Origin of the sequence: Methylobacterium sp. J-067 (assembly GCF_022829465.1) — a bacterium.
Classification (GTDB): domain Bacteria; phylum Pseudomonadota; class Alphaproteobacteria; order Rhizobiales; family Beijerinckiaceae; genus Methylobacterium; species Methylobacterium litchii.
Window position 1 is genome coordinate 21,392 of record NZ_JAKSXZ010000054.1, and the last position, 22,477, is coordinate 43,868.

26 protein-coding genes are annotated in these 22,477 nt (G+C 69.0%); 12 read left to right on the forward strand and 14 right to left on the reverse strand.

The window, feature by feature from the left end:
- The first annotated feature begins 339 nt into the window (after nt 1-339).
- From MKK52_RS04910 to MKK52_RS04930, 5 genes are read left to right on the forward strand one after another with little or no spacing between them, the layout of a single operon-like run.
- Nucleotides 340-1,935 (forward strand): ABC transporter substrate-binding protein, encoded by a 1,596-nt coding sequence (locus tag MKK52_RS04910; protein ID WP_243952705.1) that lies wholly within the window; start codon nt 340-342, stop codon nt 1,933-1,935.
- A gap of 7 nt (nt 1,936-1,942) precedes the next feature.
- Nucleotides 1,943-2,884 carry an ABC transporter permease gene (locus MKK52_RS04915; RefSeq protein ID WP_243952706.1) on the forward strand — a complete coding sequence of 314 codons (942 nt, stop codon included), beginning with the start codon at nt 1,943-1,945 and terminating at the stop codon, nt 2,882-2,884.
- Nucleotides 2,885-2,904: 20 nt separating this feature from the next.
- Nucleotides 2,905-3,801, forward strand: a complete 897-nt coding sequence (locus MKK52_RS04920) for an ABC transporter permease (protein WP_243952778.1) — start codon at nt 2,905-2,907, stop codon at nt 3,799-3,801.
- Between the two features lie 10 nt (nt 3,802-3,811).
- Entirely contained in the window at nt 3,812-4,810 is a 999-nt protein-coding gene (locus tag MKK52_RS04925) for an ABC transporter ATP-binding protein (RefSeq protein WP_243952707.1), read from the forward strand.
- Complete coding sequence (locus MKK52_RS04930) at nt 4,807-5,847, forward strand: ABC transporter ATP-binding protein (protein ID WP_243952708.1); 1,041 nt, start codon at nt 4,807-4,809, stop codon at nt 5,845-5,847. Before MKK52_RS04925 ends, MKK52_RS04930 begins: the two co-directional genes overlap by 4 nt.
- Here the strand turns inward: MKK52_RS04930 and MKK52_RS04935 are convergent.
- Nucleotides 5,808-6,146: a hypothetical protein gene (locus MKK52_RS04935; protein WP_243952709.1), complete on the reverse strand. Its 339-nt coding sequence runs from the start codon at nt 6,144-6,146 to the stop codon at nt 5,808-5,810. The two genes, MKK52_RS04930 and MKK52_RS04935, sit on opposite strands and share 40 nt — an antisense overlap.
- Nucleotides 6,147-6,277: 131 nt before the next feature.
- Between MKK52_RS04935 and selA the strand changes: the two genes are divergently transcribed.
- Together selA and MKK52_RS04945 are read left to right on the forward strand one after the other, a co-directional pair.
- Nucleotides 6,278-7,681: an L-seryl-tRNA(Sec) selenium transferase gene (selA, locus tag MKK52_RS04940; protein WP_243952710.1), complete on the forward strand. Its 1,404-nt coding sequence runs from the start codon at nt 6,278-6,280 to the stop codon at nt 7,679-7,681.
- A gap of 157 nt (nt 7,682-7,838) precedes the next feature.
- Nucleotides 7,839-8,309 (forward strand): MarR family winged helix-turn-helix transcriptional regulator, encoded by a 471-nt coding sequence (locus tag MKK52_RS04945; RefSeq protein ID WP_243952711.1) that lies wholly within the window; start codon nt 7,839-7,841, stop codon nt 8,307-8,309.
- A 3-nt stretch (nt 8,310-8,312) separates the two neighbouring features.
- On the opposite strand, the gene MKK52_RS04950 is transcribed toward MKK52_RS04945, so the two are convergent.
- The 3 genes from MKK52_RS04950 to MKK52_RS04960 form a co-directional block, all read right to left on the reverse strand.
- Entirely contained in the window at nt 8,313-9,677 is a 1,365-nt protein-coding gene (locus MKK52_RS04950) for a pentapeptide repeat-containing protein (RefSeq protein ID WP_243952712.1), read from the reverse strand.
- A gap of 54 nt (nt 9,678-9,731) precedes the next feature.
- A complete protein-coding gene (locus MKK52_RS04955; protein ID WP_243952713.1) occupies nt 9,732-12,047 on the reverse strand; it encodes an FdhF/YdeP family oxidoreductase in 2,316 nt (771 codons plus the stop codon).
- 78 nt (nt 12,048-12,125) lie between these two features.
- Nucleotides 12,126-12,413 carry an MTH1187 family thiamine-binding protein gene (locus tag MKK52_RS04960; RefSeq protein WP_243952714.1) on the reverse strand — a complete coding sequence of 96 codons (288 nt, stop codon included), beginning with the start codon at nt 12,411-12,413 and terminating at the stop codon, nt 12,126-12,128.
- Between the two features lie 293 nt (nt 12,414-12,706).
- On the opposite strand from MKK52_RS04960, the gene MKK52_RS04965 reads away from it, so the two are divergent.
- Complete coding sequence (locus MKK52_RS04965; protein ID WP_243952715.1) at nt 12,707-14,245, forward strand: integrase arm-type DNA-binding domain-containing protein; 1,539 nt, start codon at nt 12,707-12,709, stop codon at nt 14,243-14,245.
- Between the two features lie 130 nt (nt 14,246-14,375).
- Nucleotides 14,376-14,918: a metallophosphoesterase family protein gene (locus MKK52_RS04970; protein ID WP_243952716.1), complete on the forward strand. Its 543-nt coding sequence runs from the start codon at nt 14,376-14,378 to the stop codon at nt 14,916-14,918.
- Here the strand turns inward: MKK52_RS04970 and MKK52_RS04975 are convergent.
- The 6 genes from MKK52_RS04975 to MKK52_RS05000 all read right to left on the reverse strand — a co-directional run bounded on the left by MKK52_RS04975 (nt 14,902) and on the right by MKK52_RS05000 (nt 17,194).
- Complete coding sequence (locus MKK52_RS04975; protein WP_243952717.1) at nt 14,902-15,078, reverse strand: hypothetical protein; 177 nt, start codon at nt 15,076-15,078, stop codon at nt 14,902-14,904. The genes MKK52_RS04970 and MKK52_RS04975 overlap by 17 nt on opposite strands.
- A 326-nt stretch (nt 15,079-15,404) precedes the next feature.
- Nucleotides 15,405-15,644: a hypothetical protein gene (locus tag MKK52_RS04980; protein WP_243952718.1), complete on the reverse strand. Its 240-nt coding sequence runs from the start codon at nt 15,642-15,644 to the stop codon at nt 15,405-15,407.
- The gene (locus MKK52_RS04985; protein ID WP_243952719.1) at nt 15,641-16,138 is read right to left on the reverse strand and encodes a hypothetical protein; all 498 of its coding nucleotides are present in this window, start codon (nt 16,136-16,138) and stop codon (nt 15,641-15,643) included. Before MKK52_RS04985 ends, MKK52_RS04980 begins: the two co-directional genes overlap by 4 nt.
- Nucleotides 16,090-16,581, reverse strand: a complete 492-nt coding sequence (locus MKK52_RS04990; RefSeq protein WP_243952720.1) for a hypothetical protein — start codon at nt 16,579-16,581, stop codon at nt 16,090-16,092. Before MKK52_RS04990 ends, MKK52_RS04985 begins: the two co-directional genes overlap by 49 nt.
- On the reverse strand, nt 16,578-16,829 hold the full coding sequence (locus tag MKK52_RS04995; RefSeq protein ID WP_243952721.1) for a hypothetical protein: 252 nt from the start codon (nt 16,827-16,829) through the stop codon (nt 16,578-16,580). The genes MKK52_RS04990 and MKK52_RS04995 overlap by 4 nt, the downstream gene beginning before the upstream one ends.
- Nucleotides 16,826-17,194, reverse strand: a complete 369-nt coding sequence (locus tag MKK52_RS05000) for a hypothetical protein (RefSeq protein WP_243952722.1) — start codon at nt 17,192-17,194, stop codon at nt 16,826-16,828. The genes MKK52_RS04995 and MKK52_RS05000 overlap by 4 nt, the downstream gene beginning before the upstream one ends.
- 264 nt (nt 17,195-17,458) lie before the next feature.
- Between MKK52_RS05000 and MKK52_RS05005 the strand changes: the two genes are divergently transcribed.
- Both MKK52_RS05005 and MKK52_RS05010 read left to right on the forward strand, forming a co-directional pair.
- On the forward strand, nt 17,459-17,908 hold the full coding sequence (locus MKK52_RS05005) for a hypothetical protein (protein ID WP_243952723.1): 450 nt from the start codon (nt 17,459-17,461) through the stop codon (nt 17,906-17,908).
- Nucleotides 17,909-18,021: 113 nt separating this feature from the next.
- A complete protein-coding gene (locus MKK52_RS05010) occupies nt 18,022-18,696 on the forward strand; it encodes a hypothetical protein (RefSeq protein WP_243952724.1) in 675 nt (224 codons plus the stop codon).
- Nucleotides 18,697-18,891: 195 nt separating this feature from the next.
- Here MKK52_RS05010 and MKK52_RS05015 read toward each other — a convergent pair whose 3' ends face one another.
- Both MKK52_RS05015 and MKK52_RS05020 read right to left on the reverse strand, forming a co-directional pair.
- On the reverse strand, nt 18,892-19,170 hold the full coding sequence (locus MKK52_RS05015; RefSeq protein ID WP_243952725.1) for a hypothetical protein: 279 nt from the start codon (nt 19,168-19,170) through the stop codon (nt 18,892-18,894).
- Nucleotides 19,171-19,194: 24 nt separating this feature from the next.
- Nucleotides 19,195-19,623 (reverse strand): hypothetical protein, encoded by a 429-nt coding sequence (locus MKK52_RS05020; RefSeq protein WP_243952726.1) that lies wholly within the window; start codon nt 19,621-19,623, stop codon nt 19,195-19,197.
- Between the two features lie 429 nt (nt 19,624-20,052).
- On the opposite strand from MKK52_RS05020, the gene MKK52_RS05025 reads away from it, so the two are divergent.
- The gene (locus MKK52_RS05025) at nt 20,053-21,378 is read left to right on the forward strand and encodes a hypothetical protein (RefSeq protein WP_243952727.1); all 1,326 of its coding nucleotides are present in this window, start codon (nt 20,053-20,055) and stop codon (nt 21,376-21,378) included.
- Nucleotides 21,379-21,445: 67 nt separating this feature from the next.
- On the opposite strand, the gene MKK52_RS05030 is transcribed toward MKK52_RS05025, so the two are convergent.
- Nucleotides 21,446-21,676 (reverse strand): hypothetical protein, encoded by a 231-nt coding sequence (locus tag MKK52_RS05030; RefSeq protein WP_243952728.1) that lies wholly within the window; start codon nt 21,674-21,676, stop codon nt 21,446-21,448.
- Between the two features lie 141 nt (nt 21,677-21,817).
- Nucleotides 21,818-22,129 carry a hypothetical protein gene (locus tag MKK52_RS05035; RefSeq protein ID WP_243952729.1) on the reverse strand — a complete coding sequence of 104 codons (312 nt, stop codon included), beginning with the start codon at nt 22,127-22,129 and terminating at the stop codon, nt 21,818-21,820.
- Between the last annotated feature and the right edge of the window lie 348 nt (nt 22,130-22,477).

Sequence of the window (22,477 nt, forward strand, 5' to 3'; positions counted from 1 at the left end):
CGTGCCTTTCCCTGAGGCAACGCCCGTGCCGAACGAGCCTGTGGGAGAAAGTTATTCTCTCCAACGCCATTTCGCGAACATAACTAGACGCCGGCTGCCCAGATAATAAGCTGCTCATCCGTTGGTCATGCGGATGGAGAGCACGGCGAGGGTGGCCCAGCGCTTGCAACGATCCCGTCCGAGCCCGGTGATCCCGGAGCCTCACCGACCGTCGCGCGGATACGGGCTCGCCATCGAGCGCCGGCCATCCCGGCACCGTGTGCCGCGCGAGTCCAACGAACGATTGATGCCCTCCGGGGGCTGCTCGATGGGGCGGCCAGCCCCGGCTTGGAGACGATGATGGACCGCAGGACCTTCCTGAAGACTTCCGCCGCCCTCGGCGCCGCCGGCCTCGCGGCTCCCCGTCTCGCCACCCCGGCGCTCGCGCAGAACGCCAAGGTCCTGCGCTTCGTGCCGCAATCCAACCTCGCCAACTTCGATCCCGTCTGGGGCACCCAGTACGTGGTGCGGAATGCCGGCGCGATGGTCTGGGACATGCTCTACGGCGTCGATGCCAACCTGAAGCCGCAGCGGCAGATGGTCGGCTCGGAGGAGATGAGCCCCGATGGCCTCACCTGGACCTTCAAGCTCCGCCCCGGCCTGAAATTCCACGACGGCGAGCCGGTCCTGGCCAAGGATGTGGTGGCGAGCCTCAACCGCTGGATGGCGCGCGATCCGATCGGCGTGATGATCAAGGCTATCCAGGACGAACTCGCCGCCGTGGACGACACCGCTTTCCGCTGGCGCCTGCGGAAGCCCTTCCCGAAGCTTCTGTTCGCGCTCGGCAAGACCAACGTCCCCGGCGCGTTCATCATGCCGGAGCGGATCGCAAAGACCGACCCGTTCACGCAGATCACCGAATATGTCGGCTCCGGGCCGATGAAGTTCCTGAAGAACGAGTGGGTGCCCGGCGCACGCGCCGCCTTCGAGACCTTCAAGGACTACAAGCCCCGCGACGAGCCGGCCTCCTGGCTCGCGGGCGGCAAGCGGATGCTGATCGACCGGGTGGAATGGGTGATCATGCCCGACGCCGCCACCGCCTCGGCGGCGCTCCAGAACGGCGAGGTCGATTGGTGGGAGAACCCGATCCCCGACCTCGTTCCGCTCCTGCGCAAGAACAAGGACATCCGCGTCGACATCGCCGACCCGCTGGGCAATGTCGGCTCGTTCCGGATGAACCATCTGCTCCCGCCCTTCGACAATCCGAAGATCCGGCAGGCCGTCCTCGTGGGCATGAACCAGGAGGATTACATGCGCGCCATCGTCGGCGACGACGAGGCCCTGTGGAAGCCGCTGCCCGGCTTCTTCACCCCGGGCACGCCGCTCTACAGCGAGGCGGGCGGCGCGAAGGTCGGCAAGGGCGACATCGAGACCGCCAAGAAGATGCTCAAGGAGGCGGGCTACAAGGGCGAGAAAGTGGTCTGCGTCGTGGCGCAGGACCAGCCGATCACCAAGGCGCAGGGCGACATCACCGCCGACCTCCTGAAGCAGATCGGCTTCAACGTCGATTTCGTCGCCACCGACTGGGGCACGGTGGGCACCCGCCGCGCCTCCAAGGCGCCCATCGCGCAGGGCGGCTGGAACATGTTCCACACGTGGCACGCGGGCGCGGACGCCATCAACCCGGCCGGCTACCCGGCGGTGCGGGCCAACGGCGACAAGGCGTGGTTCGGCTGGCCGACGATCCCGGCGGTGGAATCGGGCATCGCCGAATGGTTCGATGCGCCGGACGAGGCGTCCGAGAAGGTGGCCATCGACAAGACGAACGCCGCCGCCCTCGACGGCGTGGTCTACGCGCCGACCGGCTTCTTCCTCGGCTACCAAGCGTGGCGCAAGAACGTCGAGGGCATCGTGAAGGGGCCGCTCCCCTTCGTCTGGGGCGTCTCGAAGGCCTGAGGTTCCGATGCTCGGCTATATCAGCAGGCGGATCCTCGCCACGATTCCGGTGATGGCGGTGGTGGGGCTGTTCGTCTTCAGCCTCCTCTACCTCTCCCCCGGCGACCCGGCCGCCATCATCGCGGGCGATCAGGCGACGCCTGCGGATATCGAGCGCATTCGCGCGTCGCTCGGCCTCGACCGGCCCTTCCTCGTCCGCTTCGGCGAGTGGGGGTGGCGGATCCTCCACGGGGACCTCGGCCTCTCGATCTTCACCAACCTGCCCGTCACCACCATGATCGGGCAGAGGGTCGAGCCCACGGTCTCACTGATGTGCGTCACGCTGGTCTTCGCCATCGTCGTGGCGGTGCCGCTGGGTGTGCTCGCGGCCTGGAAGGCGGGAAGCCTCATCGACCGTATGGTGATGGGCCTCGCAGTGGCCGGCTTCTCGGTGCCGGTCTTCGTGGTGGGCTATATCCTCGCCTATGTCTTCGCCCTCCAGCTCAATTGGCTGCCGGTGCAGGGCTACACGCCCCTGTCTCAGGGCCTGTGGCCCTGGCTCTCGAACCTGATCCTGCCCTCGGTGACGCTCGGCCTCGTCTACATCGCCCTCATCGCGCGGGTGACGCGGGCGACCATGCTCGACGTGCTGAGCCAGGATTACGTGCGCACCGCCCGCGCCAAGGGTCTCGCCCAGCACAACGTGCTGTTCGTCCACGCGCTGAAGAACGCGGCGGTGCCCATCGTCACCGTGATCGGCATCGGCATCGCCCTGCTCATCGGCGGCGCGGTGGTGACGGAGACCGTCTTCGCCATCCCCGGCCTCGGGCGGCTGACGGTGGATGCGATCCTGCGGCGTGACTACCCGGTCATCCAGGGCGTCGTACTGCTGTTCAGCTTCATCTACGTGCTGGTCAATCTCGCCATCGACCTGTTCTACACGATACTCGATCCGAGGATCCGCTATTGAGCGCGACGATCGTTCCCCACATGGACGCCGCCGCCCCGGCCGTGGCCGCTCCGCTCCCCGACGTCATCCCCCCGCGTAAGGCGCGGGGGCCGGTCTGGCGGTTCATCCGCCGCTACCCGACCGTGGTGGTGGGTGGGGTCATCCTCACCGTCATCCTCGTCGCCTCGCTGCTGGCGCCGTGGCTCGGCACGGTCGATCCGACCGCGCTCGCCCCGGCCAAGCGCACCCGGCTGCCCTCCGCGCAATACTGGTTCGGTACCGACATGCTCGGCCGGGACATCTACTCCCGCGTCATCTACGGGGCGCGGGTCTCGCTGCTCGTCGGCTTCTCGGTGGCGGTGCTGGCTTCCATCGGCGGGCTCGCCATCGGCCTCGTCTCGGGGATGGTGCGCAGGCTCGACGGCATCGTCATGCGCATCGTGGACGGCATGATGTCGATCCCGCCGATCCTGCTCGCCATCGCCCTCATGGCGCTGACGCGGGGCTCGGTGCAGAACGTCATCATCGCCATCACCATCGCGGAGATTCCCCGCGTCGCCCGCCTCGTGCGCGGCGTGGTGCTGTCCCTGCGCGAGCAGCCCTATGTCGAGGCGGCGGTGACGACGGGCACGCGGATGCCGGCGATCATCTGGCGGCACATCCTGCCCAACACCCTGGCGCCGATGACCGTGCAGGCGACCTATATCTGCGCCTCGGCGATGATCACGGAGGCGATCCTCTCCTTCATCGGCGCGGGCGTGCCGCCCTCGGTGCCGACCTGGGGGAACATCATGGCCGAGGGCCGGGCCCTCTGGCAGGTGAAGTTTTACATCATCCTGTTCCCGGCCATCGCCCTGTCCCTCACCGTCCTAGCGGTGAACCTCGTCGGCGACGGGCTTCGCGATGCCCTCGACCCCCGCATGGCCAAGGAAGTGTGAGGTGCAGCGCATGAACGAGGCACCGCTCCTCTCCATCGAGAACCTTCAAGTCCATTTCCGTACCCCTGAGGGGGTGAACCGGGCGGTGGACGGTGTGTCCTTCGCCATCGGCGCGGGCGAGACGTTGGCCATCGTGGGCGAATCCGGCTGCGGCAAGTCCGTGACGTCCATGTCCATCCTGCGGCTCCTGCCGGAGCCTCCGGCGGCCATCGCGGGGGCGATCCGCTTCCAGGGCACGAACCTGCTCGACCTCTCCGACAAGGAGATGCGCAAAATCCGCGGCAACGACATCAGCGTGATCTTCCAGGAGCCGATGACGAGCCTGAACCCCGTCCTCACGGTCGGGCGGCAGATCGGCGAGACCTTGCGCCTGCACCAGGGCCTCAGCCGGGCGCAGGCGGAGGAGCGAGCGGTGGAAATGCTGACTCTGGTCGGCATTCCCGAGCCGAAGCGCCGGGTGCGGGAATACCCGCACCAGCTCTCCGGCGGCATGCGCCAGCGGGTGATGATCGCCATCGCGCTCGCCTGCTCGCCGAAGCTCCTGATCGCCGACGAGCCGACCACGGCCCTCGACGTGACGATCCAGGCGCAGATCCTCGACCTGATGCGCGACCTGAAGCACCGAGTCGGCGCGGCGATCATGCTCATCACCCACGATCTCGGCGTGGTGGCCGAGGTCGCGGACCGGGTGGTCGTCATGTACGCGGGCCGCAAGGTCGAGGAGGCGGCGGTGACGGACCTGTTCCGCAATCCGCGGCATCCCTACACGCGCGGCCTGATGGGGGCGGTGCCCGGCCTCGGCTCCGCCGAGCACGGCGAGACCGGGCGCCTCGCCGAGATCCCCGGTATGGTGCCGAGCCTGAAGACCCGCATCGAAGGCTGCGTCTTCGCCGGGCGCTGCCCGCAGGTCGCGGAGATCTGCCGGAAGGCGGCCCCGGCCCTCGAACGCAAGGGGCCGGCGCATCTCGCCGCCTGTCATTTCGCGCCGAAGGACGCGCTCGCGGCATGAGCGGCACCCCTGAGACCCTTTTGGAGGTCAACGACCTCAAGAAGCATTTCGCCCTCGGGGGCGGCCTGTTCGGCCGCGACAAGAAGGTGCTCAAGGCGGTGGACGGCCTGTCCTTCACCGTGGCGCGGGGCGAAACCCTGTCGCTCGTGGGGGAATCCGGCTGCGGCAAGTCCACCGTCGCCAAGGCACTGATGCGGCTCTACCGGCCGACGGCGGGGCAGGTCGTCCTCGGCGGTACGCGGATTGACGAGATGTCGGACGGGGCGCTGCGGCCCCTGCGCCGCCGCATCCAGATGGTGTTCCAGGACCCGTTCTCGTCCCTCAACCCGCGCATGCGGGTGCGGGCGATCCTTGCCGAACCGATCCGCAATTTCGGCCTCGCCCGGAACAGGGCGGACATGGAAAGCCGCCTCGCGGCCCTGATGGAGCGGGTCGGCCTGCCGCGCGAGGCGCTGGGGCGCTATCCGCACGAGTTTTCCGGCGGCCAGCGCCAGCGCATCGGCATCGCCCGCGCGCTGGCGGCCGAGCCGGACCTCATCATCTGCGACGAGGCGGTCTCGGCGCTCGACGTCTCGGTGAAGGCGCAGATCGTCAACCTGCTCGGCGACCTGCAGCGCGAGCTCAACCTCGCCCTGCTGTTCATCTCGCACGACCTTGCCATCGTGGAGCATATGACCCACCGGGTGGCGGTGATGTATCTCGGCAAGATCGTCGAGATCGGGCCGCGCCGGGAGCTGTTCACGGCGCCGAAGCATCCCTACACGCAGGCGCTCCTCTCGGCGGTGCCCGTGCCGGAGCCGGGGGCGGCGCGGACCCGCATCGTCCTGAAGGGCGATGTCCCGAGCCCCATCGCGCCGCCGCCCGGGTGCCGCTTCCACACCCGGTGCCCCTACGCCTTCGACCGCTGTCGCACGGAGGTGCCCGCGCTCGACCCCGTGGGGCGCGGCCACTTCGCTGCCTGCCACCTCAACGAGGCGTCAGGCGGGGCAGCGAGGGATCACTTGTCGCCTTCGATGGCGCTGAGCGGCGTCCAGTAGCACTTGCTCCCGCTCTCCTTGGGGAGGAGGCAGGCATAGCCAATCGTGCGGTTCTGCATCGTCACCTCCTCCCCGGTCTTCCAGTTCCGGCACTCGCCCGAGCCGAGGCTCGCCCGCAGGAGCTGACCGAAGCCGCTCTCGTCGCCCGCCTGGACGAGCTGGAACAGACGCTCCGTCACCTCCTGCGCGTGGCAGCCGAAGCGGTTCTTGGTGATCGTCTCGGCCTGGGCGGCGCCGTAGCCCGCGCCGAAGAGGACGAGGGCGAGAGCGGACGCTCGGGCGAGGGCGGTCTTCTTCACGGAACGATCTCCTCCGGTTGTTTCAACCTGGCGTGTGCAGGGCGATCTGGTCGGAAATCGGAACGGGAGAAAGGTGGCCGATGGGCGCGGCACCCTGGCGTCCCCCGGCGGACCCATTATGTCCTTGCCCGATGACGCACGTTCTCCCAGTCGCCGCGCCGGAGAAGCGCCGGATCCCCTCCGTCGAGCGGCTGCTCGCCCACCCGGACGGCCAGTCGCTCGCCGAATCCTTCGGGCGCAGCGCCCTGACGGATGCGATCCGGGGCGATCTCGCGCGGATCCGCTCCGGCGAGACGTCCGCGGGGGACGAGGCGGCGATCCTCGCGCGCTGCGGCGAGGCGCTGGCGGCGGAGCGGGAGCCGTCGCTGCGGCCGGTCTTCAACCTGACCGGCACGGTGCTGCACACCAATCTCGGCCGCGCCCTGCTGCCGCGCTCGGCGGCGGAGGCCGTCACGGCGGTGATGACCCAGGCGACGAACCTCGAATTCGACCTTGCCACCGGACAGCGGGGGGAGCGCGACGACCATATCGAGCGGCTGATCTGCCGGATCACAGGGGCCGAGGCGGCCATCGTCGTCAACAACAACGCCGCCGCCGTGCTGCTGGTGCTGAACGCGCTCGCCATGCGCAAGGAGGTCGTGGTCTCGCGCGGCGAACTCGTAGAGATCGGCGGCTCCTTCCGCGTGCCGGATGTGATGGTCCGCGCCGGCTGCAAGCTGCGGGAAGTCGGCACCACCAACCGCACGCACCTGCGCGACTTCGCGGAGGCGATGGGCCCCGCCACCGGTCTCGCGATGAAGGTGCACCCAAGCAACTACGCCATCAGCGGTTTCACCGCACAGCCCGATCCGGATGCGCTCCACGCCCTGTGCCGCGAGCGCGGCGTGCCGCTGGCGGAGGATCTGGGCAGCGGGAGCCTGATCGACCTCGCCGCCTACGGCCTGCCCCCGGAGCCGACCGTGAGCGCGGCCCTGTCGCGGGCCGATGTCGTGACCTTCAGCGGCGACAAGCTCCTCGGCGCGGTGCAATGCGGGATCGTGGCCGGGCGGAAGGATCTCCTGGCCCGCATCCGCAAGAGCCCACTTAAGCGCGCCCTGCGGGTCGACAAGATGACCTACGCGGCCCTGGAGGCGGTGCTGCGCCTCTACCTCCACCCGGAACGGCTGCGCGAGGAACTGCCGACGCTGCGGCTGCTCACGCGGGAGCGGGCGGACATCGCTGCGCAGGCCGAACGCCTCGCCCCCGAGGTCGCGGAGCGGCTGCGGGGCCACGCTGGCGTGGCGGTCACGGAGACGATGAGCCAGATCGGCTCCGGCGCCCTGCCGGTCGAGACCCTGCCCAGCGCCGCCCTGGTCCTGACACCCGAGGCGGAGGGCCGCTCGCGCAGCACGGGCGGCCGCTGCCGCCGCCTCGCCGAGAGACTACGCGGCGCGCCCGTGCCAATCATCGGACGCATCAAGGATGATACAGTCCTGCTCGATCTACGCACCCTGGAGGACGAACGGGGCTTCCTCGATAGCCTCGCGGCGTTGTAGGCCTGATATCTGCATCGTCCCCGGAACGATGCGGTGTGAAGTCTCTCATGCGTCCAGCCCACGCATGCGATTTCCCGACAATGTGCTAAGGCTGTCGATGCAGCCGGCACGAAGCCGGGCGGAACGGCCGACGTAGAGTATTGGACGAGCGTTCACGATGGCGGACACGGCAGAGACGATCGACCATCCGTCCGTTACGGAATCGCTGCGCCTCGACAACCAGCTTTGCTACGCGCTCTACGCGGCTGCGCATCGCATGACGAAGTCGTACCGGCCGCTGCTCGAACGGCTGGGCGTCACCTACCCGCAATATCTCGTGCTCCTCGTCCTGTGGGAGCAGGACGGCGTGACCGTCTCCGAGATCGGCCGGCGGCTGCGCCTCGATTCCGGGACGCTCACCCCCGTGCTCAAGCGCCTGGAAAGCGCGGGCTTCCTGCTGCGCACCCGGCGGCAGAGCGACGAGCGCGAGGTCGAGATCGGCCTGACGGACCAGGGCCGGGAGCTGCGGGTTGAGGCCGCCACCGTGCGCGAAACGGTGATGTGCCAGCTCGAAATGAGCGAGCCCGAGATCCGCAACCTGCGCCGGGACCTCAATCTGGTGATCGACCGCCTCGGCTCGCCCGAGTGAGCCTTACCGCCGCAGGCGGTTGCCGAGGACGAAGCCAAACAGACCCATTAGGATGATGCCGACCGCGCCCTCGATGCCGACGAGGAGGTTGGTGACGCGCCCCGTGGGTTTCAGGCCGATCTCCGGCGGGTTCGCCGTCATCATGTTAAGGGCGCTGTAGCTCATCAGGTCGAGGGGGTTGTAGGTCGGCCCGGCCTCCGGCCCTTCGAGGATGATGAGCCCGCCGGTCATCCCATAGAGCACGGCGAAGACGCCGATCAGCAGGACGAAGGCGCGGGTGATGCGCGACAGGCTCTCTCCATAGTCGCACAGCCATTCCACGAAGCGGTCGGCGATCCAGCGGTAGCCGTGGCGGGTCACGCCCCGCCAGTTCCGCGCGGCCCAGGACGCCTTCGCCTGCGCGCCGGCATGGTGGCGGCCCATCCGCCGGCCGCGCTTGTAGGCCCAGCTCGCCCCGTCCTGATCGCCGATGCTCTTCCAGTTCTGTTCGAGGGCGAGGTAGCTCGCCTGCGCGGCGGCGAAGTCGCCCGCCACCTCCTCGCCCACGGCGCCGCCCAGTTGCTCGACATGCATCCGGGTGCCGTTGAGCCATGCTCCGGAGAACCGGGCGTGCCGCAGGCGGCAGGTCGCGAGGTTGAGGCGGACGAGGTTCGTGTCCGACAGGTCGGTGCCGGAAAAGTCGGCCCCGTCGAGCTTCGCCCCGGTGAAGGAGGCCCCGCGCAGCCGCGATCCCGTCAGCACTGCCTTCGTCAGGCTGGCGCCCTCGAAATCCGCGTGGGTCAGGTTCGCGTCCTTGAGCTTGGCCTCGTCGAGCCGCGCGTCGCGGAACACGGTGTCATCGGCGTCCGCCCCGGTGAAGTCGGTGCCCCACAGGTCGGCGCGGGTGAAGTCGGCCCCGTCGAGCAACGCTTCGGAGAAGTCGGCGAAGCGCATCGCCGCGCCGCCGAACCGCGCATCCTCCAGCATCGCCTGCGACAGGCTGATCTGGCCGGCGACGACATGGGTGAAATCCGCGCCGGAGAGGTCGCTCTCGGTGAGGTCCGCCTCTTCGAGGATCGCCCCGGCGAAGCGCGCCGAGCGTCCCACGGCCCCCGCGAGCTTCGCCCGGCGCAGGTTCGCGCCGCCGAGGTCGGCATCGTCCAGCCGCGCCCGTGAGAGGTCCGCGCCCGTGAGGGCGAGGCCGCCGCTCTCGGCGTCGCGCCAGGGGGCGTCGTCACCCTGCGAGGACAGGGCATCGCGGCCGCAATCGAGGCGGGCGAGATCGAGTCCCGGCGCAGCGAGGGGTTCCGTGCGCCCCAGCCGGTCGAGGAAGTCGCGCAGCCGTTGATCCGGCACGGGGGCGCCCGCGACCTGTGTCGTTTCGTTCATGGCCGATCCATGCCGGAGGCCGGCGCCGCGCGCCAGCCTCCCGGCCTGCGGTGCTCACGCTTCGGCGATCACCTTCACGGCAATCGACTTGGCGGCGGGCGTCTTGCTCTGAGCATCGTAATGCCAGAGGGGCAGCAGCACGTTCATCTCGGGGTAGTAGCCTCCGCAATTCCCCTCCGGGATGTCGTAGGCCACGACCCGCAGGCCGCCGAGCCGCCGGTTCACCCCATCGTCGCTCACGGTCACGACGGCGGCTTTCGCCCCGTCGCGCAGGCCGAGGCGGGCGATGTCTGCCCGGTTCATGAACAGCACGTCGCGGGTGCCGTCGATGCCCCGGAAACGGTCGTGGTAGCCGTAGATCGTGGTGTTGAACTGGTCGTTCGACCGCAGGGTGATGAGGTCGAGCACGTCGCCGCCGCGCTCGGGCAGATCCGGGTCGGCCTCCAAACCGCCGGGCACCACGAAATTCGCCTTGCCGTTCTCGGTCTCCCAGCGCCGTTGACGGGCGGGGAGGGGCTTGGCGAGGCCGCCCGGATCGAACATCCGCCCGTTCAAATCGTGGAAGACGGTGGGGTAGGTCGCCTCGATGGCCTTGCGCACCAGGGAATAGTCGCCGACCCAGGCGTTCCAATCGATGCGCGGGTTCGGCGGCAGGGTCGCCTTGGCGATGCCGGCGATGATGGCGGGCTCGGAGCGCAGTTGCGGGCTCACCGGGTCGGCGGCGCCCTTCGAGCCGTGGAAGCGCGCGGTGGAATCCTCCATCGACACCGCCTGCGGCCCTGTGGCCTGCCGGTCGATCTCGATCCGGCCGAGGCAGGGCAGGAGGTAGGCGACTTCGCCGTTCACGAGGTGTGAGCGGTTGAGCTTGGTCGCGATCTGTACGGTCAGGCGCTGCTTGCGCCACGCCGGCTCCATGACGCCCGTATCCGGCACCGCCCGCAGGAAGTTGCCGCCGAGCCCGATGAAGGCGCGGACGCTGCCGTCGAGGACGCCCTCGCAGGCCTCCACCGTGTTGAGGCCCTTCTCCTGCGGCGGCTCGAAATTGTAGAGCTCGCGCAGCTTGTCGTTGGGCGCCAGTTCCGGCTTCTCGGTGATGCCGACAGTCCGTTGGCCCTGCACGTTCGAATGGCCGCGCACCGGGCAGATGCCGGCGCCGGGCTTGCCGATGTTCCCGCGCAGCAGGAGCAGGTTCGCGAGCATGCGCACCGTCTCGGTGCCCCGCCGATGCTGCGTCAGCCCCATCCCGTAAACGCCGATCGTCGCCTTCGCGCGGGCGTAGACGGCGGCGGCGCTTTCCAGGGCAGTGCGGCTGAGGCCGGAGCGCTTCTCCAGCGCGGGCCATTCCTGCTCGTCGCAGAACTGCTCGAACGCCTCCAGGCCGTGCGTGTGCTCGGCGATGAAGGCATGATCGAGAACCCCCGGCTTCCCGGCGGCCCGCGCGTGGCGGTCGGCCGCGAACAGCGCCTTGCACAGACCGGTGATGGCGGCGAGGTCCCCGCCCGCCTTCACTTGATGGTACTGGGTCGAGATCCGCGTGGAGGACCGAGTCAGCATCTCCGTCGGTGATTGCGGATCGGTGAAGCGCTCCAGGCCCCGCTCCTTAAGCGGATTGAAGGTGATGATCGAGGCGCCGCGCTTGCGGGCCTCTTGCAGCGGATGAAGCATCCGCGGCGCGTTCGAGCCGACATTCTGGCCGAAGAAGAAGAGCAGGTCGGTTTCCTCGAAATCCTCCAGCCGCACCGTGCCAACCGGCGAGCCGATGGATTGCGGCAGCGCCACCGAGGTCGGCTCGTGGCACATGTTCGAGGAATCGGGGAGGTTGTTGTTGCCGTAGAGCCGGGCGAGCAGCGCCCACATGTAGCTCGATTCGAGCGAGGCCCGGCCGGAGGCGTAGAACACCACCGATTTCGGTTTCAGCGCCTTCAGCTCGCGGCCGATCTCGGCATAGGCGTCCTCCCAGGTGCAGGGGCGGTAGCGGTCCGTGGCCGGATCGTAGCGCATCGGGTGCGTGAGGCGCCCGGCTTCCTCGAGGGCGTAATCGCTCCACGTCAGAAGGTCGCTCACCGTGTGCGCGGCGAAGAGGTCGGGTGTCGCGCGGCGGCGGGTCTGTTCCCAGGCCGTCGCCTTGGCGCCGTTCTCGCAATACTCGAAGGCCAGCGGCTTGGCGGGCTTCGCCCAGGCGCAGGACGTGCACATGAAGCCGCCGGGCTTGTTTTGCTTGGTCAGCAGCGCCGTGCCGGTGATCGGCACGCCTTCCCGCGTCAGGATCTCGAGGAGAGAGCGTGCCGAGCCCCACCCACCGGCCGGCCCCTCGTAGGGTTCGATTGTGACCTTCCGGGCCCGGTCGTCCTGGCTGCCTGCTTGGTCCATGACCGTCTCCCGCCGCACCATCGTTGCTGCGTGAACGCGGCAGACGCCGTAACGATCAAAGTCAGAGGGCCGCAGGGATTAAGAAACGGCAGCGAGTTTGTCGGCCATGGTCTGGACCTTGTCCCGCCGGGTCGAAAAGATCAGCGTGAAGAAGGTCCGCTGCACGCCGAGTTCGGCGAGCCGCGCCTCGCATTTCTCGGCCAGCGCGCAGATGTCGGCGAGTTCGCCGTCGATGTTGGTGCCGTTCGGATGCATCGTGGCATCGAGCCCGCTCGCCTCGATGATCGCCTTGATCTCGCGGACATAGGGCGACACCGACGGGCCGACGCCCATCGGCACGATGCACAGGTCGGCTGACACCTTCATGGGCGGATCCTCGGCTTCCTCGCGCGCCGACCCAGCCTACACGCGAAGGCAAGCGCCATCCAGGACGGGCGAGGCGATGGGCAGAAGGGGGGTGGAGCGGGTACCGGGAATCGAACCCGGGTATTCAGCTTGGAAGGCTGATTGACACGCTCCCGGGCGGGTCATGAGCCGGTTAACCACGCCCCTGAAACCCAGCCTGCGCAAGGACTTGTCCACCGCCTGGCCGCGGCGGCCGCTTGCCAGCGCGCCGCGCCGCCCGTTGTATCGCCGTTGTATCGGTCACGGGAGCGGGCATGGCGGGCGGCGGCTACACGCGGGAGCGGGCGAGGCTGACGGCGGACCACGTGAGGCGGGCCCGGGCCCTGGTCGCCGGCAGCAAGGTCGAGGGCCGCGGCGTGGAGTGGGGCGACACCGCCTGCGTCGGCCTCACGCTCCGCGTCACGCCCCTCGCCGCCACCTGGTACCTGCGGGGCAGGGCGTCGACGGTCCGGCTGGGCTCGGTGAACGCGCTCACGGTGGCGGCCGCGCGGGAGGCGGCGACACGGGCCCGCCTCGACCTGAAGGACGGCCGGGACCCGAAGCTGGATCTCAAGGTGTTCGAGCACGCCATGGCGGCGACCGGGGACGAGGAGGCGGCGGCGGACGCGGCGTGGCCGGACGAGGTCGCCGTGCCGTCGGACGAGGAGCGCCGGCGCCGCGGCCCCTGGCAGTGGCACGACCTCGTCGACATCTTCCTGGAGCACAAGGCGCGGACCCTCACCCCCGGCTACGTCCGGCAGTACGCGTCCTACCTGCGCCACCCCCAGTACGACCGCCTGCGCCACGTGCTGGTTCGCGACCTCGGACCCGAGATCCTGCAGGAGATCCGGGACGACATCGTCGAGGCGAACTCCCTCTCGGCCGCGGCGCGGTGCGTCCGCCAGGGCAAGGAGATGATGGAGTGGGCCTGGGCCAACCATTCGGGGCGCAGCGGCCTGTCGAGGGCGCGCGACCGTTGGCCGATGTGGCGGGACCAGTGGAACGTGACGTACGCGCCGGGCAAGCGTGCGCACACGCCGACGCTGGCCGAGCTTGGACGGACGCTGGCCCTGGCGGAGCGGCATCGCAGCCTCGGCCAGACCGAGCACGCCACCGGGGCCGGGGCCCTGGCCATGCTGTGGTTCGTGGTCCTCACGGGGCAGCGGACCGGGCAGGTCGCCAGCACGACGCCGGCGCAGGTCTCGGACCTCGATGCCGAGGCGGGCGCGCCCGGGCCCGGCTGGCGCGCGGTCGCGTGGGACGGCCCGGCCATGAAGAGTCGGCGGGCGCACCTGCTCCCGCTGCCGCCGGAGGCATGGGCGGCCCTGCGGCGGGTGTCGGGGGCGAAGGACGCGGCCTGGCTGTTCCCGAGCAAGCGCGGGGGAGGGCACGTATCCCCGGGCGCCTTGAACCAACTCCTCTACCGTCTGTCCGGGCGTCGCATCACCGGGACGACGGGGAAGGGGCCGCTGGTCGACCTGCTAGGGGCGCACGGGATCCGGCACTGGACGCTGCACGACGTGCGGCGGTCGCTGACGTCGTACCTCACCGACCGTCGCCTCGGCGGCGCGGCCTCGGCCATCCTCGATCACGAGATCGCCGGCGCCGAGGACCTGCGCGAGCGTCGGGCCACGGTGACCCGGCTGCACTACGATACCGCCCAGCACGTCGCCCTCAAGGCCGAGGGGATGGGCAGGTGGGTCGCCGCGCTGATGGAAGCCTACGAGGCCGAGCGCGCGGCCCTGTCCGGCTTGCCAGCGCCCGTGCTACCGCCCCGGACCCAGCGCGCGCCCCGCCAACCGAAAGCGGCCTGAGCCCAGGGATTCCTTAACCCGCCCGTGCTAGCCTCTCGATTCGTCCCGGAGATCCCCATGCCCAAACGCGCGCCCGCCGCCCTTCCCGTCGTCTAGGAGGACGTGACGCTGCGCGCGCCGGCCTCCCTTCATGGAGGCCTCGATGGCCACGTTCTTCACCGCGGACAGCCACCATCTCCACGCCGGAATTTTGCACGCTTGCAAGCGGCCTTTCGCCAGCATCCAAGAGCACGACGACTGCCTGGTCGAGGCCTGGAACGCGACCGTCGCGCCCGGCGACACGGTCTACCACCTCGGCGACTTCGCGCTCGGCCCGGCCGAGGCCGCGGAGCGAGTGTTCCGCCGGCTGCACGGGCGCAAGGTCCTGATCGTGGGCAACCACGACAAGCGCAGCCGCAGGCTCGGGTGGGCCGAGCAGCACGAGGGGATCTACGAGACGGCGATCGAGGGCCGGCACTTCGTCCTGTGCCACTACCCCATGCGGTCCTGGCCGCGGGCGTTTCGGGGCTCGCTGCACCTCTACGGGCACACCCACTGGCGCCTGCCGGGGACCACGCAGTCCTGCGACGTCGGGGTGGACGTCTGGGGCTACAGACCCGTGTCGCTGAGCGCCGTCATAGACGCGATGGCACTCAGCGACACGAAGCCTGAGGAGCTCAGAGCCCCAGCGTGAGCTGGGGGTCCGGAGGCGCGGGCGGCGGCGGCATCGGGATGCCGGGGTTCGCCCGGTCCCAGTCCCGCCTCGCCCGCAGCTTGGCCCTGTAGCGGGCATCCCGTGCCCGCCTCAGCGCCCGCCCGCGTTCGAGCTTCTCCTGGGCGTGCCTGTCGTTCATGGCCTGCTGCGTCCGCCGACGGATCCCGCCGTCGGGGTCGAAGAAGTCCGGCAACGCCCCGTTGTTCTCGTTCGGTAGTTCACACCCTTCGTCTGGCACCACAGCCCCCATGAAAAGCGACGCCGAGGATTCGGCATTGTTTTTCAGGGTTGGAGTTGATCGGAACTACTGTGTGCGTTCGAGTTGTAGGTCCGTCGCCTTGGGGGCCAAGGAGACGTATAGCAGGCCCGCCTGAATCGACATCGACTCCTCCGACCGCAAATGCGACCGGCTGGACTCAGATGGCGGTAACCCTGGGCGCGGGGTTCAGACCGCGCCCAGGTCCATCAGAACGCGAGCTCGTCCGGCCCGAGTTCGGGCGGCAGCGGCAGTCCGAAAGCCCGCCAGCAGTCCCTGCCCTCGTCGGCGCAGGTGTGCTCGGTCTCGAACCGGCCGTCCCTGATCGCGACGAGGATGTGGACGCGGTCGCCGGGCGCCAGGAGGAAACCCCGGGGACAGCCGGCGCAGGAGTGGAAGCTCCGGGACGTGACGATGCCGTCGCGCAGGATCCGGTCCTCAGGTATCACCGCCCGCCCCAGATAAGGTTCGTGATGGTGCCCTCGACCTCGACCTCGGCGGGGATGGTCGTCTTTTCCTGGACGAGCTCGCCGTTCCGGTAGATCCAGCCGTTGGGCAGCCCCTCGACGGTGAATGTCCACGGCTGCGGGGCTGGCGTCCCACCGACGATCTCCCTGGCCATCATGTCGACCGAGAAGCTCACGAACGCGCATGGCTCCGGCGCCGGCGGTGCCGGCTGCCGCGGAGGGGCTACGAGCGTCACGGGCCGGCCCGCCTCGGTGAGGAGGCGCTTGTACAGTTCGAGGCGCCGGGCGTCGTTCAGGTCGAGGTACGTCTTACCCGGCATGCCGAGGAGCTCGTAGCCCTTCGCGTCGATCCAACCGCAACGGAGCGAGACGCCGTACTCGATCAGGCCGCGGTCGCAGGCCCGCTCCATGCAGCGGTAGCACACCTTCAGCGGCTGCCCGGTCCACTCCTGCAGGATCCGTACGGGAACCGCCACGCCACGGATCCGAGGATCTCGCGCTCGCCGTATGCCTGCATGTAGGCCTGCAGGACCACCAAGTCCGGGATGTCCTTCATCGCCATGTCAGGCTTGACGATCAGCCGGTAGGCGGCGTGCATCGCCCGCTCGACCTTGGGCCCGTAGTCGCGCCCGACTGGCAGGACCGCGAGGCTGATGAGGCGGTCACCGTTCAGGGGGTGCAGGCCCGTCGTCTCCGTGTCGAGGACGACAAGCGGGGCGCTCAGCCAACCGAGGACTTCGGTCAGGTCCGGCAAGGGCTCGATCACGACGATGTCGCGGTCGTCCATGCGCGAGACGATGGCGTGATGGGTGCTGCCGACGCGGGCCTTGCGGTCGGCGGCGATCATGGCGCGGAGCTCGACGGCGGCCGCCTCCATGCGCGCGAGCTGGTCGACGGGGTGCAGGCTGAGGGTGCTCACTGACGGTTCTCCGTGACGATGGCCCAGCGCACCCCGAGCGCGGTGAGGATGGCGGGAGTGGGCTGGCGGCGGCCGCTCAAGGCCTCGCTGACGTTGGACTTCGCGCAGCCCACGGTTCGGGCGAATGCGCTCAGGCTGCCGGCGTCGGCGACCGCGAGCTTGAGCCGGGTGATGACCGCCGCGGGGGAGACGACCTCGGCCGCCTCCTCGCGCTGGAGCGCCTCGACGTCGTCGCGGTGCCAGCTCACGCCGCGGCCCTCCTCATGCGGGAGGCGCGGAACGCGGCCCGGGACGGAGGGGCCGTGGGCAGGCCGCTGGCGCGGGGCCTTTTGAGGAGGCCGGCCGCCGTGAGCCCGATCAGGTGGGCTTCCTGCGTCAAGGACCGCGGCCCGAGGATCGCGGCCAGCACCTCCGCGTCTGAAACCTTCCGCAGCTCGGGGCGGATGGGCCCGTTCACGTGCGGGAGGATCTCGACGCCGAGCTCCCGGGCCCAGCGCGATGCCATCTCCCTGCCGACGCTCAGCTTGGCGGCGCAGTTCTTGAGCCCCCGGACGCTCTCGAACACCTGCCGCGCCTGGCTCTCCCGGATACCGAAACCGATGACCCTTTCCATGATCCCTCCGAATCCGGCGTTCCCGAATTGCGAACGACATCCCAGCACTCGCGTTCCAGGATGCAAGCAAAGTCGAAAGTTGACGTCAGGATAGCCAAAGTTGACACCAGGACGAACGGGCCGAGGCAGCAATTTGTACCCACTAGGCGGGGTCTGGGTGCAAATCGATTCAGCCATTAATTCACCATACCGTCATTCGAATGCTTGCGGGAACGGCCGGGAGTGCTACTTTCCCAAAGTGCGAACGGCGCGGAGGAGGACGGGATGAGGGACTACGGGATCGACGAGTTGGAGTTCACGCACCGCGTGACGGGCGTCTGCCGGGCGCCGGGCGGGGCGATGATCGCGAACTACGGGGACGATGACGCCGGCTACCCCGAGGCCGTCGAGGGCGGCGTCTACGGCGTCCTGCAGATCGGTTTCGAGAAGCTGCCCAGGTTCGTCGTCATGCGCGGCGGCCGCCTCCACGGCCTGACGGAGACGGAGGCCATGGACCTGGTGGATCCCGCCGGCATCGAGGCGCGCCGGGCCGCGCTGGACGCGCGCACGTACAAGGAATGGGAGTGGCGGGGGCCGGCCCCCCTCGGGTTTACGCGCACGGCCACAGGCGGCCGCATCGTCGTCCGGTCCCACCGCAACAGGCATTTCTGGCGACAGGCCCGCCCCGAGGAAGTCGCCGCCTGGGACGCGGAGCACGGCGCCCCGACCCCGTGAGGGCAACCCGTGTCGGCGTCACGTCACGCCGGCACCGAAATCCCCTTTGTGCCTTGCTGGGCCGAGGGAGACGCTATCCCGGTCGCAACCTCGACACATGGAAGGGGATCCCAATGTCGCTTCGTTCCGTCCTCCGCGTCGCCCTCTCGGCCGCTACCAAGGCCATCCGTGCCGTTGGCACCTCCGTCCGGTACGCCGCCCTGCCAGCGGTGTTCGTGACCCGCGCGGTCGTCGACACCGCCACCGGTGCCATCCGATTCGTCCGCGAGCTCGTCGCCCCCACGCCCCCGGTCAGCGCGGCGGAAGCCCAGGCGGACGCCTACCTCGACGCTGCCGCCGGCGAGCCCGATGCCTTCGCCTCGGAGCCCGCCCCGCTGAGCATGGCCGAGCGGTTCCCCGAGGCGGACTATCTCCGGAACTGGTGCCGGCACGCCATCGGGTCGCCCGGCGTCGGCCCCGTCGACGAGAGCGTGCTCCCGGACCGCATCCTCCTGTGGCTCCACAGCCTGGACGTCGGCAACCTCCACCGCGTCGCGGTCGCGCCCCTCTCGACCCTGGACCGCCACCTGCGCGCCAAGAGCGTCAACGAGCTCATGACGAACATGCCGCCCGTGCTGACCGACCGCGAGGCCCGCGCCGCCGCCGAAGCCCGCAGGGACGCCGTCATCGCCAGCCTCGCCCGCGCCTCCTGCGCAGAGCGCGCGGCAGAAACCGTCGACGAGTTCCTCCACGATCTCCACGAGCACGCTATCTCGGAGGCTGGCCCGGCCCCGCGCCCCTTTCGCTGAACGCCGGCGGCGACGGCCGCCACGGGAGGAAAAGGACGCAGAATGAAGAAGGGCCCCGGATCACACCTGGGCCCTTTTCGTTTGGCCTCTCTGCGCCCGCGCGGGGCCTACGTGCGGCCCGCAGTGGACGCAGAGAGGCCGATTCTGGACGCACAGGGAAACCCGCAAGGGAGAAAATGCGCGCCCCGTACGATTTCAGGCGCGCTGGGTGTACCCGGTGCCCCAGTCCGCGGCCCGGGGACGGGCGCGCTCGCTACGCAGGGCGGCCTCAAGCTCCGCGACCCGGCGCTGCAGGGCGGCCTCGCGACGGCGGCTGGCGAGGAGTTCCTGGCCGAGGCGGTCGACGCTGGCGACGGCGTTGTCGGAGCTCTGCTGCCGGAGCGCGGCCGCCTTGGCCTGGCCTGCGAGGTGGGCCTGTAACAGGACCTGGGTGAGCCCGCTCTCGGCGAGGTGGATGTCGCGTTCGAGGTTCATGGCGGGCTCCGTCGTCGTCTGCCCTCACATAGATTCAGAGCCGGGACTCCTCGTCCAGCTGGCATGCGATCTACGGTTACCGGATCCCTGGCCGGGCAGTGGATAACCCCGTGACGCCGACACGCATGAGGTCCTGAGGCTGTCAATCAGTGCCCCCGTTACTTCTATAAACAGTAACGCCTGCCAAACGAACGCCGACACGCCTGCCCCGGAGGCCGCCCGGGGCAGGTAACGCAGATCCGAGCCCGCTTTGTAGACCGCTAGGTTGAGGCACAGCACGGCGGCATTCGCGTCCTGCGTCGAGGGGAACACGAACTCCACGACGTCGCCGGCGGGCACGGTCACGTACGCCGGGATGTTGAACGTGCCATGCGTCGCGTTGGCTACCCAGGTGTTGGTGCCAATGCTGGTGCTGGTCCCGCCCTGGCCGCCGGCGCGCCTGTTGATGGTCACCGTGCATGGCGCCGCCGGCGCCGCGCCGAACACAGCGAACGACCCCGTGTCGGCTTTCGGGATGTAGATGCCCTCAGTGATCGAGGCATTCGCGATGTGACCTGAGGACCTGCCCGACCAGGGGCTTGGCCGAGATCACTTCTCGATGCCCCAGCCCGGGCGCGCGATGACCTTGCCAAGGGTGCGGACCGGCAGACCCAGGGGGCGCTGCAGCCCTCGACGTTCCGAGCGGCCGGGGCGAGCTCGACCGGCAGCGCGACCTCGTCGAGGGCGTCGGCGCGCAAGATCTCGGCGTCGGGATCCGGGGGGGCGATAAGGTCGACGGCCGGCCCCTGGCCGACGATGCCGATGCTGAGTTCGTAGGTCCGCTGGGTCGCGACTTGGTTAATCCCGAACTCGGCGCCCTAGAAGCGGCGGACCTCGACGAAGATGCAGGGCATGTCCGACTGCGCGCAGGGCGGCGCTGCAGCCGGCAAACACGCGGCCATCGACGAGCGCCCCCGCCTCGCTGCCGAGGAGGAGCGCGGTCACGCCGTCGCGGAGCCTGCGCCTGTCGTGGACCAAGCGGACCCTCCTGTTCAGGGTCGAGGATCCCGGGCGGCCTATCGGAATGAAACCGGTGCTCGTTCGATTGGCACGGGCAGCAATCGGCCGGCTCGATGCTTAAATCAGGGGCGAGCGGTGATCCCCGAAGGGAGGCACGCCAACACGGGGAACGGCATGACGATGACGGCGGTGATTACGGATTTCGAAGCGAAGAAGACGTTTCTCTGGCAGGGCTCTGCGCTCTACGCGGAGATGATCAAGCTCGCGCCGAACGATGTTATCCGACGCTACCTGGCGTTCAGGATCGTCGTCAACGCAATGGCCTTCGAGGACATCGTCCAGGTTCGCCAGGAGCCACGGATGCGAAGGATTCGGGACGCTCTACTGGCACACAAGCAAGAGGCTGATTTCTTCGTCGGGCATTCGGCCGCCGGCGAAATCACAGACGCGAAGATTGCCCCACTGGTGGCCAGGATGGCCGCCGAGACCACCTCACCTGATCCGCGCCTGCTCCTGCCAGAGCTGTCGGGAGGGGTGTCGAGCCACAATCTCGGCGTCCTCGTGCCGCTGGTATTCGACAGGTACGTCGAAGACTTTCTTTCTGGGTACCGCCTGATAAACAATTACCTGTGCGTTGCTGGAAATGCCGTCCACGAGATCACGAAGGGTGAGCTACCTGGGGCCTTCTATCGATATCATAGCTCAAAGGCTCTCTATGATTTATCGGAGTACCTCTTCAACAACTGCCTAGTCAACTCGGTCCTGCCCGGCGTGGCCATGCACGCGAAGCTCGACATGCTTATGCATGCTCAGAACATGGTCGACAGCGTGATCATGGACACCCGCAACCCGCACTCGATCAACGGTCTTCTTGAGGTGATGGTCTCTGAGGGCATTGGTGACCCTTCCTCCCTGCAAGCACTCAAGGCGGATGCGACATTCAATGCCACCTACCGCCGGGTCAGGCATGTGCGAAACAAGCTCATCGGTCACATGGACGGTCGGGCAACCATGGAGGACCTCATAAAAAAATTGGACGCGCTGCAAACGTCAGATCACTGCGATCTCGTCAACATGGTCGACCAGCCCGTGTTCAATGCCGCACGTTCCGACCAGGCAATCTGGATACGTTACAAGTCGGGAAATCAAAAGTTCACCGATCCCAACATCGTCGGCTTGGCCGGCCCGCCACCGCCCTCCTACTACTAACCTGGAAGATGGTCGCCTTCACCTGCCCGAGGCTGGTGATCTTGCCCAGCGCCATCTTGTTGGCGGTCTAGGCAATCCGGTCGAGCGTCCACGGATTGAGCCGTTCGAGGATGGCCGGCATGCGCTCGCGGAAGCGCCGGACGGCATCGATGGCGACGCCGTTGACCGAGAACTGCATCGCGCGCGGGAGCGCCTTCTCCCCGAACTCGGCGAACTGGTCCGCGACGGCCAGCGCGAGCCCGGCGAGGTCGATGTCGACCCCGACGTAGAACGGCGACTTGCTGCGCGAGCGGGCCATCAGGGCGCCTCGTGAGAAAAAAACCCCGGCGCATGGGCATGCGGCCGGGGTGACGAGCACCCGACGCGACCCCGGTCGGGGATGCGCAGGTTGCCAGCGATCGATCGTAGGTGGCGGCGAGAATTCGTCAAGAGTCGTGCCTCAGGCCGCGAGACGGGCCTGGAGCACGGCCGCGACCTCCGCCGGGGCGAAGCGGTCGGCCAATGACTGCGTCGCGGCGGACATCACGGCGGCGAGGTCGGGATGGGCCTGCAGCGCGGCGATGCCGGCGACGCGACCATCGGCCTTCACGATGCCGCGCTGGGCGAGGATCTCGACGAACGCGTCGCCGAGCGCGAGGGCGACGTCGCGGCCCTCGGGGCGCTGCAGCGCCGCGCGGCGGGCCCGGGCGCGGGCGGTACGGATCGCCGCGTTGGCGCGGACTTGGCGGAGCGTCAGACGTGTGGCGGGCATGGCATGTCTCCTTCGCCCGCAAGCGTGCGCGTCGGCCTGGCAAGGCACAACGCCGTCACGGGCCGGCGACACTGTCTCGATCCGAGGCCCTAGGAAGCCCGCCAGGGCGCTTCGCGTGGGTCTGACGCGCCAATCCACGGCCGAGCCTGAGAAACCGGCGTGGCGGGCTTCCTAGGGCCTCGGGGGGCCATCCCTCAGCCGGGCGGGCGCGGCTCCCAGACAAGTCCCCCTGAAATGCGGAGCGACGGGCCTGAACCATGGAAAAACGCCCCAACGGGGCGAGCAGGTCGACCTGGACCATGTTCGAGAGTCTGCAGGGCTGCTGCTGGGACGTGGGAGGGCGCGAAG